The following is a 14175-nucleotide window of genomic DNA, read 5'->3' on the forward strand; positions in this document are numbered from 1 at the left end:
CCGGCAGCCCACAGGAGGCCCTGGATCTGGTCTGCGACCTCTACGTGTCCAACACCGACACCTGACTACGAGCAGCACGCCAACTGGTGAACCGTCAACCCCCGAGGGACTTCCGGCGAGGACCACTTAGCGCGTCCGCCAGTAGGTCGTGAAGGGAGCCGTGAGTAGGTGGGGTCTCCGGCCGGAGGCCCCACCTACTCGGGTTCGGTCTGGTCAGAAGCGCACTGTGCGGTCCCGGGTAACCGTCGGGACGGCGAGTACGGCATCGAACGCCTCAGGGACCGGGGTGCTCAGATGGGAGCTCTGGAACCGGATCCCGTTGAGCAGTGGTGCACCCTGCGTGTCGCGCGGCGCGTGGCGCAGGTTGGTCAAGGTGATCCGGTCGGCGAGCCCGGCGTCGGTGAGGGCGGCCTCGACGCTGCCGGGCGCGGCAGGCTCAAGGTGGGCTTCGGCGAGGGTGAAGCCCACCGCGGCGTCCGGGTCGGGGTACATCTCCGGCACGTGGTCGGCGGTGTGGACGAGGGCCACGGCGCGGTAGTCCTGGCCGAACATCCGCTGCAGGTGCTGGCCCATGGGTAGCGTGGTGAGGCTGCCGCCGCCGAACTCCAAAGAAAACGCCGTCTTGTGGATGTGGTTGTTGTGCGCTGCGAGGACGATCCGGGTCCCCGGTTCGGCATGGTCCAGGTGCCAGCGCAGGGACTCGGCCAGGTAGATCTCTCGCAGCGACAGGTCCGCGGTCAGCGCCCGGCCGGACATCAGGGCGTTGCCCGCCTGGAACATGTAGTCGGTGTGGCAGGCCGCTTCCACCCGGCGCCGGGCGATGTCGAAGCGGCTCTGGCTGCTACGGGAGACGTAGAGCGGTTCGACGGCGCGAAGCCGCAACAACAGTCGCGCCAGTGTGGCGGTCAGTTCGTTCTGCTCGGCGGGCTCCAGGCCGGCCCACCCGGGAGCGGCCGAAGCGCCGGAGCCGCCGCCCTTGAGGAACCGGTCGCTGATCTCCAGGACCGTATCGACGAGGGGGAGTGCGTCGGGATCGACCTCACGCAGGTAGTCGGCCACCGGCTCCAGGGCAGGTCGTAGCGCCCCGCCGGCCTCGGGGATGTCGAGGCCGGCGAAGCGCAAGGGGTGTCCGCTGGCGCGGTTGTGGTGGCGCAGCCAGTGCATGAGATCTGCGGCGCCCCACTCGGCGGCGGCCCGGCTTACTTTCGCCAGGTCGCCGTCCTCTCCCTCGCCCTGCAGCCACTGGTCGAGCGGGAAGGCTTCGCTGAAGCCGAACTCCATGGCGAAGACGGTGAATCCACATCGTTCGGCGAGAAAGCGCAGCACCCGCTGGCGTGCGCGCGAGAACTCTTCGACGAAGTGGGCGCCCTCACCGACCGCCACAATCCGGGCATCGCCGACGATCTCCCGGAGGACTTCGAGGTCGTCGAGGGGCTGCTGCGGATCAAGGGTGGTCAGGGTGGTGGAGCGCTCGCGGAACCAATCGGCAAGCACGGTGCGGGAAGAAGGCTGAACAGGCACAGCTAGAGCTCTTTCTCGGCTCGGAGGTTCGGGACACAGCCGCTCATTCGCACACGGGCGGACGAGCGACGCGACGACGCGCAGCCGCAACCGGCGCCGGGCCACTGGGCCAACGGCGCGCCGCGTCTGCCGACGAACCTCGTCAGAGAAAATTGCTGCAGATTGCCATGATCGAAACCTAGCACCGGGCGCCGTACACAGGCACACGAATATTCCGGCGAACGCTCTTATCTCGCCATTTTTCGCGAGGTTCCGCACCCGCTCCTATCGGGCGAACGGGCGCGGTCCCGGCTTTCTGGTCAGCGGCCGGTGAACTTCGGGCGGCGCTTCTCCGCGAACGCCCCCATGCCCTCCTTGGCGTCCTCGGTGGCGAACAGACCGGAGAACTGCAGCCGCTCGATCTCCAGGCCAGTGTCGAGGTCGATCTCCAGGCCCTGGTCGATGGCCTGCTTCGCGGCGCGGATCGCCACGCCAGGGCCGCCCACGAAGGTCGAGGCGAGTTCAAGCGCGGCGGTGTAGACCTCGTCGTCCGGGACCACCCGATCCACCAGGCCGATCGCCAGCGCCTCGGCCGCGTCCACGTGCCGGCCGGTGAAGATCAGGTCCTTCGCCCTGGCCGGTCCCACGAGCCGGGGCAGCCGCTGGGTGCCGCCCGCGCCGGGGATGATGCCCAGTGTGATCTCCGGCTGGCCCAGCTTGGCGCTCTCCCCCGCCACCCGGAAGTCAGCGCAGAGGGCCAGCTCACAACCGCCGCCCAGGGCGTACCCGGTGATCGCCGCGACCACGGGCTTGCCGATCTCGGTGACGGCGGTGAAGCAGTCCTGGAGCGCACGGGAATGCGTGACCATGTCCGCGTAGGACATGACCGCCATCTCCTTGATGTCGGCGCCGGCGGCGAACACCCGCTCACCGCCGTAGATGATCACAGCGGCGGCCAGCGGATCGGCGTCCACGATCCGCGCGCACTCGGCGATCTCCTCCTGGACCTGCCGATTCAGGGCGTTCATCTTGGGCCGGTCGATCCGGATGGTCGCGATCTGATCGCTGACCTCAACACTGACGAACTCGCCCATCACGCCGTCGTCCTTCCGCTAGCTGACGCACTCCGGTGGCGTGACCACCTTACGACTGCGCCAGAGGAAGATCACGCGGCGATCCGGGTGTCCGAGCCGGCACGGCGAGGTAGACGCGTTCGTACCCGGACTGGGAAGGGCTCAGCGGAAGGTACCGGTGGTCATTCCCACCGGTTCCTCGGGAACGGCGATCAGGCCGAGCTCGGCCGGAGACGCCATGAGCGGGTGGTCGGGAACGACCCTGACGGTGTAACCGAAGGCGCCCGTGCGGTCCAGCGGCAGCGTCCCGATGCAGTGGGCCCGGCCGTCGTCGCCCATCGACTCCACCGTGAGCGTGACGTACCCCGGGTCGATCAGCTCGTCGTGCGCCCCGACCCGCCCGTACGCCGCCTGGACCCGGACGTCATCCGGGGACAGCTCGCCCAGCGCGACCGTCGCGCGCAGCTCCAGCGTCGCCCCCAGCTCGGGGGTGTCGCCGATGCCCGACGCCTCGACGTGCTCGACTCGGACGCCCGGCCAGGCGCGGGTGACCCGCAGCTTCCAGGCCGCGAACGCCTTGGCGTCGCGGTAGCCGTCCGCGGACAGCGTCCGCGCCGAGACGGCGGCGGGGGTGTACAGGTCGCCGACATAGTCGTGGAGCATCCGCCCGGCGAGGACCTTGGGGCCGAGAGAGGTCAGGGTGTGCTTGACCATCTCCATCCAGCGTCGGGGCAGCCCGTCGGCGGCGCGATCGTAGAACCGGTCGGCGACCTCGCGCTCGATCAGGTCGTAGAGGGCGGCGGCCTCCAGCTCGTCCCTGCGCTCCGGGTCGGCGACGCCGTCGGCGGTCGGGATGGCCCAGCCGTTGTTGCCGTCGTACCACTCCTCCCACCAGCCGTCGCGGATGGACAGGTTGAGGCCGCCGTTGAGCGCCGCCTTCATCCCGGAGGTGCCGCACGCCTCCAACGGGCGCAGCGGGTTGTTCATCCACACGTCGCAGCCGGTCACCATGAGCCGGCCCAGCGCCATGTCGTAGTCGGGCAGGAAGACGATGCGGTGCCGCACGTCCTCCTCGTCGGCGAACTTCACGATCTGCTGGATGAGCTTCTTGCCCCCCTCGTCGGCGGGGTGGGCCTTGCCCGCGATCACGATCTGGACGGGCCTCTCCGGGTCCAGGAGCAGCGCGCGGAGCCGGTCCGGGTCGCGGAGCATGAGCGTGAGGCGCTTGTAGGACGGCACGCGGCGGGCGAAGCCCATCGTCAGCACCTCGGGATCGAGCGCCTCGTCGGCCCAGCCCAGCTCCGCGTCGGAAGCACCGCGCTCGCGCCAGGAACTCCTGATCCGCTTGCGCGCCTCCGTGACGAGACCGGCCCGCAGCTTGCCGCGGATCGCCCATAGCTCCTGGTCGGGGATCTTCTGGACCGCGTCCCACCCACGGCCCGTCTCGACCAGCTCGGGCAGCTCCCGGTCGGCGAGCTCCATCATCTCGCGGCCCACCCACGTCGGGGCATGCACGCCGTTCGTGATGGATCCGATGGGGATCTCGTCGATGTCGAACCCGGGCCACAGCCCGTGGAACATCTCGCGGCTCACTTTGCCGTGCAGCAGGGACACGCCGTTGACGCGCTGGGCCAGCCGCATGCCCATGACCGCCATGTTGAAGACGGTCTTCTCGCCGTCCGCGGCGTCGGGTTCGGCGCCCAGCTCCAGGATCCGCTCGACGTTCACCGTCGGCCACGCGTTGGCCCCGCCGAACTGCCGGGCGATCATCTCCATCGGGAACCGGTCGATCCCCGCCGGGACGGGCGTGTGCGTGGTGAACACGGTGCCCGCGCGTACGGCCTCCAGGGCCTCCTCGAAGGAGAGCCGGGCCTCGGTGAGCTCGCGGATGCGTTCGAGGCCGAGGAAGCCCGCGTGCCCCTCGTTGGTGTGGAACACCTCGGGCTCGGGGTGCCCGGTGATGCGGCAGTACGCCCGGAGGGCGCGGACGCCGCCGATGCCGAGCAGGAGCTCCTGGACCAGGCGGTGGTCGCCGCCGCCGCCGTAGAGGCGGTCGGTCACGTCCCTGCCCGCCGTGTCGTTCTCCGCGACGTCGGAGTCGAGCAGGAGCAGCGGCACCCGTCCGACCTGGGCCACCCAGATCTGGGCGTGCAGCGTGCGCGGCCCGGGCAGCCCGATCCTGATCCGGGCGGGAGAGCCGTCCCGGTTCTTGAGGAGGGTGAGCGGCAGGCCGCCGGGATCGAGCGACGGGTAGTGCTCGAGCTGCCAGCCCTCGGGCGAGAGCGACTGCGAGAAGTAGCCGTGCCGGTAGAGCAGCCCCACGGCGAGGATCGGCACGCCAAGGTCGCTCGCGGCCTTGAGGTGATCGCCCGCCAGGATGCCGAGGCCCCCGGAGTACTGCGGCAGCGCGGCGGCGATGCCGTACTCGGGCGAGAAGTAGCCGACCGCGGCGGGGGCGCCCTCCAGCGACTGGTACCACCGCGGCGCGGTCATGTAATCACGGAGATCGTCCGCGGCGTCGGCCAGCCGGCGGAGGAAGCGCCGGTCCTGGGCGAGCGCGCGCAGCCGGTCGGCCTCGACCGCGCCGAGCAGCGCGACCGGGTCGTGACCGACCCGCTCCCAGGTCTCGGGATCCACCTCGGCGAACAGATCCGTCGTCTCCGGGTGCCATGACCAGCGCAGATTGTGGACCAGCTCGCCCAGCGGGGCGAGCTCGGGAGGAAGGACGGTGCGGACGGTGAACCTGCGGATTGCTCTCACGGGCCAGACCCTAGTTACTCAGCGCGACGGCGCGCGACCAAAACACTCCTGTCCAGGAAAGCACCTCCCGGCGCGGGGGGCGCCACCCTGCCTGCACTCCCTGGTCGTGCCCGAACAAATCAAGCCCTGCCGCGTCCCGGCCCGGACGGCGTCTCGCGTCCGTCTGGATCCGCGCTCGCGTCGGGCGGCATTTGCCAGACACCCCTTAGCGCTCTCACCATTAAGAAACCAGCTCAAACATCATCAAAGCAGCCGGTGCCCGGTGACGCCCTTCGCGATCGTACGGCTACCGCGATCTCAGGCGCGGTGCCAGAGTGTATGGAAGCAAGCACGCCGTGCGATCTTTCCCACCCACGGGGTAAAAAGGGACTATTGGGGCACCCCCTGTATGAGAAGCCGCCTCAGGCGTCTCCCAACGTGCTGTACCGAATGACACAGAGCACCTTGAAGAACCACAGATCAACGCTTGCCTCGGAAGTCCGGCGGCACCGGGTGTGCCGTCGCTAATTTGAATGACGATGATCGGACGAATCCCAATCCAGGACATCCACCCAGTCGTCGACTGCGGGCGCCGGCCCGCGAAGGCGGCCGCCGGGGAAACATTCGAGATCAGCGCCACCGTGTTCCGCGAGGGACACGACGCGGTGGCCGCCGGGGTCGTGCTGATCGACCCCGAGGGCAGGCCCGGCCGGTTGCTACGCATGCGCGAGCTCGGGCCGGGCACCGACCGGTGGGGTGTGGAGGTTCAGCTTCCCACCGAGGGCATGTGGCAGTTCCGCGTCGAGGCGTGGGGCGACCCGATCGCCACCTGGCTGCATGACGCCGGCATCAAGATCCCGCGCGACATGGACGCCGACCTGATGTGCGAGGAGGGGGCCCGGCTGTTCGACCGGGCGGCCCGTGGCGTACGGCCTGCGGACTGCCCGGGCGCGGACGACGGGGGGACGTGCGGGCACCGCGCAGCCTTCCTTGCGGTCGCGGCCCGGCTCCGCGACGAGAACCTCGATCCGCGCGCCCGGTTCGCGATCGTCCAGCTCCCGGAGACGGCGACGCTGATCGCGGCACACCCGCTGCGGGACCTGGTCACCAGGTCCGGCAGGAACCAGGTGACGGTGGACAGGCGGAGGGCGCTCTTCGGATCGTGGTACGAGTTCTTCCCGCGATCCGAGGGAGCGATCATCGAGGAGGGCGCCGCCCCCAAGTCCGGAAATTTCAGGACCGCGGGGCAACGGCTGCCCGCCATCGCCCGGATGGGGTTCGACGTCGTCTACCTGCCGCCCATCCACCCGATCGGCCGCCAATACCGCAAGGGACGCAACAACACCCTCACGCCCGAGCCGTACGACCCGGGGTCGCCCTGGGCGATCGGCTCGGAGGAGGGCGGGCACGACGCGATCCATCCCGACCTCGGCACCCTGGAGGACTTCGACGACTTCGTCGCCAGGGCGAAGGAGCTGGGCATGGAGATCGCGCTCGACCTGGCCCTGCAGTGCTCCCCCGACCACCCGTGGGTCAAGGAGCATCCCGAGTGGTTCAACATCAGGGCCGACGGATCCATCGCGTACGCGGAGAACCCGCCGAAGAAGTACCAGGACATCTACCCGCTGAACTTCGACCAGGACCCGGAGGGGCTCTACGCCGAGGTCAAGCGGGTGATCCTGCACTGGATGGATCACGGAGTACGGATCTTCCGGGTGGACAATCCGCACACCAAGCCGGTGAACTTCTGGGAGCGGCTCCTCGCCGACATCGCGGGCACGGATCCCGACGTGCTGTTCCTCGCCGAGGCGTTCACCCGGCCGGCGATGATGCAGACGCTGGCCAAGATCGGGTTCCACCAGTCGTACACCTACTTCACCTGGCGGAACTCCAAGGCCGAGATCGAGGAGTATCTCACCGAGTTGTCCCGGGAGACGGCGCACTTCCTGCGCCCGAACCTGTTCGTCAACACGCCCGACATCCTGCACGAGTACCTCCAGCAGGGCGGCGTTCCGGCGTTCAAGATCAGGACGATCCTGGCCGCGCTGATGTCCCCCACCTGGGGCGTCTACGCCGGCTACGAACTGGCCGAGAACATCCCGGTTCGCCCAGGCAGCGAGGAGTACCTCGACAGTGAGAAATATCAGTACAAGCCTCGCGACTGGGCGGGCGCCGAGCGGGAGGGCCGGAGCCTCGCGCCGTTCATCACGCAGCTCAATTTGTTGCGAAGAGCGCACCCGGCACTCCAAGAGTTGCGTAACCTACGGTTTCATAGCGTCGACCAGCCGGAGCTGATCTGCTTCTCCAAGCGACTGCCCGGCGCCTATGACACGGCCACACGACGGCACGGCGTAGGCGATGTCGTGCTGGCCGTCGTCAATCTGGATCCACACAACACGCACGAGGCCACGGTCCATCTGGACATGCCGGCCCTCGGTCTCGACTGGCAAGCCGAGTTCGTCGTGGATGACGAACTGTCGGGCGAGTCGTATCGCTGGCGCCAGGCCAACTACGTGCGTCTTGATCCGCATGTCCATCCTGCCCACATCTTCACGCTGCGCAGCGGGACCCCGCACCGCCCGTAGGCGCCGCGAACGCACATCCGGGGAGTCAACAGTTGACTGAGCGAAGCGACCCCATGACAAGAGGAGAGCCGGTGGAGCAGCCCGCCGGCTCGGTGCCCGCCCACAACGAGCCGATCCCGAACGCCTTCGCCCCCGAGATACCTCGGGATCGGTACTGGTACATGCGGGCCGTCTTCTACGAGGTGCTGATCCGCGGGTTCGCGGACTCCAACGGGGACGGCACAGGCGACATCCGCGGCCTGATCGAGAAGCTCGACTACCTCCAGTGGCTCGGGGTCGACTGCCTGTGGCTGCTCCCGCTGTACGAGTCTCCGCTGCGCGACGGCGGGTACGACATCGCCGACTTCATGAAGATCCTTCCCGACTTCGGCGATCTCGGGGACTTCATCCGGCTCGTGGACGAGGCGCACAAGCGCGGCATCCGCGTCATCGCCGACCTCGTCATGAACCACACCAGCGACCAGCACCCGTGGTTCCAGGCGTCCCGCCACGACCCGGAGGGCCCGTTCGGCGACTTCTACGTCTGGCACGACAGCGACGACCAGTACAAGGACGCCCGGATCATCTTTGTGGACACCGAGTCGTCCAACTGGACGTACGACCCGGCCCGCGGGCAGTACTACTGGCACCGGTTCTTCCACCACCAGCCGGATCTCAACTACGAGAACCCCGCCGTGCAGGACGCGATGCTGGAGGTCCTGCGCTTCTGGCTGGACCTCGGCATCGACGGGTTCCGGATGGACGCCATCCCATACCTCTTCGAGCAGAACGGGACCAACTGCGAGAACCTCCCGCAGACCCATGCGTACCTCAAGCGGGTCCGCGCCGAGGTGGACCGGCTCTACCCGGACCGGGTGCTGCTCGCCGAGGCGAACCAGTGGCCCGCCGACGTGGTCGAGTACTTCGGCGACCCGGTGACCGGCGGCGACGAGTGCCACATGGCGTTCCATTTCCCGCTGATGCCGCGCATCTTCATGGCGGTCCGGCGGGAGTCGCGCTACCCGATCTCGGAGATTTTGGCGCAGACGCCGAAGATCCCGGAGAACTGCCAGTGGGGCATCTTCCTGCGCAACCACGACGAGCTCACGCTCGAGATGGTCACCGACGAAGAGCGCGACTACATGTACTCCGAGTACGCCAAGGACCCGCGGATGCGCGCCAACGTGGGCATCCGCCGCCGCCTCGCGCCGTTGCTCGACAACGACAGGAACCAGATCGAGCTGTTCACGGCGCTGCTGCTCAGCCTGCCCGGCTCACCCGTCCTCTACTACGGGGACGAGATCGGCATGGGCGACAACATCTGGCTGGGCGACCGGGACGGCGTCCGCACGCCCATGCAGTGGACGCCCGACCGCAACGCCGGCTTCTCCAGCTGCGACCCGGGCCGCCTCTACCTGCCGCTGATCATGGACCCGATCTACGGCTACCAGGCGATCAACGTCGAGGCCCAGCAAAAAAGCCCGAGCTCTCTGCTGCACTTCACCAAGCGCATGATCGAGATCCGCAAGCGGCACCCGGTGTTCGGCCTCGGCGAGTTCACCGAGCTGAACTCGTCCAACCCGAGCGTCCTCGCGTTCATCAGGGAGCTGGGCGGTGACCGGGTGCTCTGCGTCAACAACCTGTCCAGGTTCCCGCAGCCGGTCGAGCTGGACCTGCGCCGGTTCGAGGGATCCACTCCAGTGGAGTGCATGGGCGGAGTTCCGTTCCCACCGGTCGGCGAACTCCCGTATCTTCTGACGCTTCCTGGGCATGGGTTCTACTGGTTCACCCTTCCGGTACCCCCCGGCACGGTCGAAGCGGACACGGTCAAGGAGGCATGACGACTTCACTCCAGGAGCTCCTCGCCGGCTGGATCACCGGGCAGCGGTGGTTCGCCGGCAAGGGACGCGTTATCGACGACCTGTCCATCGAGTACCGCGCTGACATCGCGCCGGGCGACCCGGGCCTGATCCACCTGATCCTGTCCGTACGGCAGGGCGAGCGCAGGACCCGCTACCAGCTCCTCGTCGGCCTGCGGACGAGCCTGCCCGACCGGCTCAAACACGTGCTGATCGGATACTGCGACTGGGACGGCGGGCAGTACGCCGCCTACGACGCGGCGCACGACGCGGAGCTCACCCGGATCCTGCTGGAGGCGATGGAGTCGTCCCGGCAGGCCGGGCGCCTGGAGTTCCACCACACGCCCGGGGTCGAGATCGACACGTCGCCGCGCAGCCTGGTGCTGACGGTGGAGCAGTCGAACACCTCCCTGGTCTACGGCGACCGGTACATCCTCAAGCAGTTCCGCCAGATCAGCCCGGGGATCAACCCGGAGTTGGAGGTGGTCACCGCGCTCGCGGCCGCCGGCTCCACCCACATCGCCCGGCCGTACGGATGGATCGAGACGGAGCTGGACGCCCTGCCGACGACGCTGGCGATCATGCAGGAGTTCCTCGCCAACGCGAACGAAGGCTGGGCGATGGCCCTGACCAGCGTCCGCGACCTGTACGGCTCCCCGCCGGACGTGCCGGCCGAGGACGCGGGTGGTGACTTCGCCGCCGAGGCGTTCCGGCTGGGCATCGCCACCGCGGAGGTCCACCGGGAGCTCGCGGAGGCGTTCCCGACCGGCGTGGTCGAGCCGCCGGAGGTCAAGCGGATGGCAGAGCGGTTCCGCGACCGTCTGGACAAGGCGGTGACCGAGGTGCCCCAGCTCGCCGCACACGCGTCGGTCGCGCACGCGGCGTACGACAGGCTCGCCGACCTCAGCCGGGCGGTGGCCGTCCAGCGGGTGCACGGCGACTACCACCTGGGTCAGGTCCTGCGGACGCCGGGCGACTGGATCGTCCTGGACTTCGAGGGCGAGCCGGGCCAGCCCCTCTCTGAGCGGCGCGGGCTGGACTCGCCGTTGCGGGACGTGGCGGGGATGCTCCGCTCATTCGACTACGCGGCGCGGCATCTGCTCGCCGGGCATCCGGGCGGCGTCGGTCTGACGGGACGGGCGGACGAATGGTCGGCGCGCAACCGGGCGGCGTTCCTCGGGGGCTATTCCGAGGGCGGTGGCCGGATCAGCGGCGGCGATGCCGTGTTGCTGCGCGCGCTCGAGCTGTCGAAAGCCGTCTACGAGGTGGTCTACGAGGCGCGCAACCGCCCGACCTGGCTCCCCATCCCCCTCGCCGCGTTCAGCTCTCCACGATGAGCAGCGAGATCTCGCTTCCGGCGAACCGCCAGGAGGCATCGTCCGTAGTGAGCACGGGCCAGTTCCGTTCCATCGCACAGACGGCGGCGTGCCCGAGAGAAAGTCGGTGCTCGGACTTGACGACGTCCTCGCCGTACATCCTGATGTGGATGTTGTAGGCCCTCCGGGTGGAGAGGTCGTCGTACAGGACCATGATCCTGTCCAGCATGGTCAGGATGTTGTTGAGTTCGTGGATCTCCTCGACCTCGATGAGCGCCGTGGCGAGGGACGCGGTGGGAACGAGCAGAGACGTGGACGTTTCGTATGCCTGGTCGACGACGTTCACCATGTCCGGCTTGTCGTTGGCCAGCGCGAGCACCGCGGAATGATCGAGAACGAGTCCCGACAGCCCCCTAACCACGCTCTTCCCGTCCGAACCACTCCGCGACCTTGCGCCGGGAGCGCTCGAACGCCTCTGGGTCCTTCTCCTTCGCCCGCTCGATCGCCGCGTCGATGACCACCCGGGACATCGCGGTTCTGTCGATCTCCTTGATAGCGGCCGACGTCAAGAACGCTGACACCGAGTCGGCTTTCCTGCTGTCGACCAGCTCCTGGATCGCCTCCGCAACCTCGTCGGGCACTGAAATGGACAGCTTCTTTGTCATGCGTCGATACTACTTTGAGTAGCACGAAAGATGCTACCGAATCGTGTCAATCAGCCTCTTGCCGTCCGGCCTCGGTCCAGATCGCTTCGGCGAACTGTCGCTCCTCGTCGGTGAATGCGCCGTGTTCTCGCTCGTACTCCCGCGATGTGCGCCGCGGAGCCCTCCCGGGACCTCACTGAGCGCGATCAACGGAGATGAGGGCGAGCACACCGATCTTTCACGCGAAGAAATGGGTGTTCCACGCGGTGTGGGGGCAGGGTTAGAGGATGGATCTCGATCGGCTGGCCGGCGGCGCTCATCACGACCCACACTCCATCCTCGGTGCGCATCCCGAGCGTGACGGTGTCACGATCCGTGTGCTGCGACCTCTCGCCGAGAAGGTCGAGGCCCTCGTGGACGGCACCGCGCACGAGCTGCGTCATGTCGCCTCGGGAGTGTTCGAGGTGACCATCCCGGGGCTGGACAAGATCCCCGACTACCGGCTGCGGATCACCTATCCGGGGACCGCGCCGTACGAGACGGGTGACCCGTACCGGCACTGGCCGACGCTCGGCGAGGTGGACCTGCACCTGATCAGCGAGGGACGGCACGAGCGGCTGTGGGAGGTACTCGGCGCGCGCGTGCTGCGCCACGAGGACACCGACGGGACCGCCTTCGCCGTCTGGGCGCCGAACGCGCTGGGCGTGCGGGTGATCGGCGATTTCAACCGCTGGGACGGCACCGGGCACCCCATGCGCTCGCTCGGCAGGTCGGGAGTGTGGGAGCTGTTCATCCCGGAGGTCGGGCCGGGCACCCGCTACAAGTTCGCGATCCTCGGCATCGACGGCGTGTGGCGCGAGAAGGCGGACCCCATGGCTCGCCACACCGAGGTCCCCCCGGCCACCGCGTCGATCGTCGAGCAGTCGGAATACGCCTGGCGTGACGACGCGTGGCTGGCGGAGCGGGCCGGCCGCGACGCGGTGGCCGAGCCGATGAGCGTCTACGAGATGCACCTGGGCTCGTGGCGGCCCGGGCTCTCCTATCGCGATCTCGCGACCGAGCTGGTCGCGTACGTCAAGGAGATGGGCTTCACGCACGTGGAGTTCATGCCGGTGGCGGAGCACCCGTTCGGCGGGTCGTGGGGATACCAGGTCACCTCCTACTACGCCCCCACGTCGCGGTTCGGGGCGCCCGACGACTTCAGACATCTGGTGGACGAGCTGCACCGGGCGGGCATCGGCGTGATCGTCGACTGGGTGCCCGCGCACTTCCCGATGGACGAGTGGGCGCTGGCCCGGTTCGACGGGACCCCGCTGTACGAGCACGCCGATCCGAGCCGCGGCGAGCACCCGGACTGGGGCACCTACGTGTTCGACTTCGGACGGCACGAGGTGCGCAACTTCCTGGTGGCCAACGCGGTCTACTGGCTGAGGGAGTTCCACGTCGACGGGCTGCGGGTGGACGCCGTCGCCTCGATGCTGTACCTCGACTACTCCCGCCGCGAGGGCGAGTGGACTCCGAACGTCTACGGCGGCCGGGAGAACCTGGACGCGATCGAGTTCCTCAAGGAGATGAACACGGTCAGCTATCGCGAGGTCCCGGGCATCGTGACGATCGCGGAGGAGTCGACGGCGTGGCCGGGAGTGTCCCAGCCGGTTCACCTGGGCGGGCTCGGCTTCGGCTTCAAGTGGAACATGGGCTGGATGCACGACACGCTGGCCTACCTCAAGCACGAGCCGATCTTCCGGCAGTACCACCACCATCAGATGACGTTCTCCCTGATGTACGCGTACTCCGAGAACTTCGTGCTGCCGTTGTCGCACGACGAGGTGGTCCACATGAAGGGGTCGCTGCTCGGCAAGATGCCGGGCGACGAGTGGCAGCGCTTCGCGAACCTCCGCGCGCTGTACGGCTTCATGTGGGCGCATCCGGGCAAGCAGCTCCTGTTCATGGGCGGGGAGTTCGGCCAGGGCTCGGAGTGGTCGGAGTCCAGGGGCCTCGACTGGTGGGTGCTCGACTTCGACTTCCACCAGGGGGTGCAGCGGCTGGTCCGCGACCTGAACCGGACATATCGCGAAACGCCCGCGCTGTACGCCCTGGACAGCGACCCCGACGGGTTCCAGTGGATCGACGCCGACGACGCCCAGGGGAACGTGTTCTCCTTCCTGCGGTATGACGGGTCCGGCTCGGCACTGGCCTGCGTCGCCAACTTCTCCGGCGCGCCGCACGACGACTACCGCCTGGGCCTTCCCGCCGCGGGCAGGTGGGAGGAGGTCGTCAACACCGACGCCTATGACTACGCCGGGAGCGGCGTCGGGAACATGGGCGCGGTCGAGGCGGTGGAGGAGCCGCACCACGGTCTCCCGTGCTCGGCGCGGCTCCGCGTGCCCCCTCTGGCCACGATCTGGCTGCGCCGTACCGCGGGGGCAGCTCACTCGGAGACGACGACATAGCGCCACTCCGTCGCGCGAAATCGTCAC

Annotated in this window: 9 protein-coding genes; 4 read left to right on the forward strand and 5 right to left on the reverse strand. The window is 68.4% G+C overall.

Features of this window, described 5'->3' with window-relative positions; genetic code table 11:
- Positions 1 to 213: 213 nt before the first annotated feature.
- From QSK17_RS28905 to glgP, 3 genes are all read right to left on the reverse strand, one after another.
- Positions 214 to 1494: an erythromycin esterase family protein gene (locus tag QSK17_RS28905; RefSeq protein WP_285708607.1), complete on the reverse strand. Its 1281-nt coding sequence runs from the start codon at positions 1492 to 1494 to the stop codon at positions 214 to 216.
- 326 nt (positions 1495 to 1820) lie between these two features.
- Positions 1821 to 2594 carry an enoyl-CoA hydratase/isomerase family protein gene (locus QSK17_RS28910; RefSeq protein ID WP_285708608.1) on the reverse strand — a complete coding sequence of 258 codons (774 nt, stop codon included), beginning with the start codon at positions 2592 to 2594 and terminating at the stop codon, positions 1821 to 1823.
- Positions 2595 to 2735: 141 nt separating this feature from the next.
- Complete coding sequence (glgP, locus tag QSK17_RS28915) at positions 2736 to 5333, reverse strand: alpha-glucan family phosphorylase (protein WP_285708610.1); 2598 nt, start codon at positions 5331 to 5333, stop codon at positions 2736 to 2738.
- Positions 5334 to 5851: 518 nt separating this feature from the next.
- On the opposite strand from glgP, the gene QSK17_RS28920 reads away from it, so the two are divergent.
- Genes QSK17_RS28920 through QSK17_RS28930 form a run of 3 tightly spaced genes read left to right on the forward strand, consistent with a single transcriptional unit; the run spans position 5852 to position 11072 of the window.
- The gene (locus tag QSK17_RS28920; RefSeq protein ID WP_285708611.1) at positions 5852 to 7897 is read left to right on the forward strand and encodes an alpha-1,4-glucan--maltose-1-phosphate maltosyltransferase; all 2046 of its coding nucleotides are present in this window, start codon (positions 5852 to 5854) and stop codon (positions 7895 to 7897) included.
- A gap of 53 nt (positions 7898 to 7950) precedes the next feature.
- Positions 7951 to 9717 carry a maltose alpha-D-glucosyltransferase gene (gene treS, locus QSK17_RS28925; RefSeq protein ID WP_285708613.1) on the forward strand — a complete coding sequence of 589 codons (1767 nt, stop codon included), beginning with the start codon at positions 7951 to 7953 and terminating at the stop codon, positions 9715 to 9717.
- Positions 9714 to 11072 carry a maltokinase N-terminal cap-like domain-containing protein gene (locus QSK17_RS28930; protein ID WP_285708614.1) on the forward strand — a complete coding sequence of 453 codons (1359 nt, stop codon included), beginning with the start codon at positions 9714 to 9716 and terminating at the stop codon, positions 11070 to 11072. The genes treS and QSK17_RS28930 overlap by 4 nt, the downstream gene beginning before the upstream one ends.
- On the opposite strand, the gene QSK17_RS28935 is transcribed toward QSK17_RS28930, so the two are convergent.
- Positions 11056 to 11430 carry a hypothetical protein gene (locus QSK17_RS28935; RefSeq protein WP_285708615.1) on the reverse strand — a complete coding sequence of 125 codons (375 nt, stop codon included), beginning with the start codon at positions 11428 to 11430 and terminating at the stop codon, positions 11056 to 11058. The genes QSK17_RS28930 and QSK17_RS28935 overlap by 17 nt on opposite strands.
- A gap of 34 nt (positions 11431 to 11464) precedes the next feature.
- Positions 11465 to 11716, reverse strand: coding sequence for a ribbon-helix-helix protein, CopG family (locus tag QSK17_RS28940; RefSeq protein WP_285708617.1), 252 nt, complete (start codon positions 11714 to 11716; stop codon positions 11465 to 11467).
- Between the two features lie 266 nt (positions 11717 to 11982).
- Here QSK17_RS28940 and glgB point away from each other — a divergent pair, with 266 nt between their 5' ends.
- Complete coding sequence (glgB, locus tag QSK17_RS28945) at positions 11983 to 14148, forward strand: 1,4-alpha-glucan branching protein GlgB (protein ID WP_285708618.1); 2166 nt, start codon at positions 11983 to 11985, stop codon at positions 14146 to 14148.
- Positions 14149 to 14175 lie beyond the last annotated feature (27 nt).

The organism is Microtetraspora sp. NBRC 16547, from assembly GCF_030268965.1.
In the GTDB taxonomy this organism is placed as follows: Bacteria; Actinomycetota; Actinomycetes; order Streptosporangiales; family Streptosporangiaceae; genus Microtetraspora.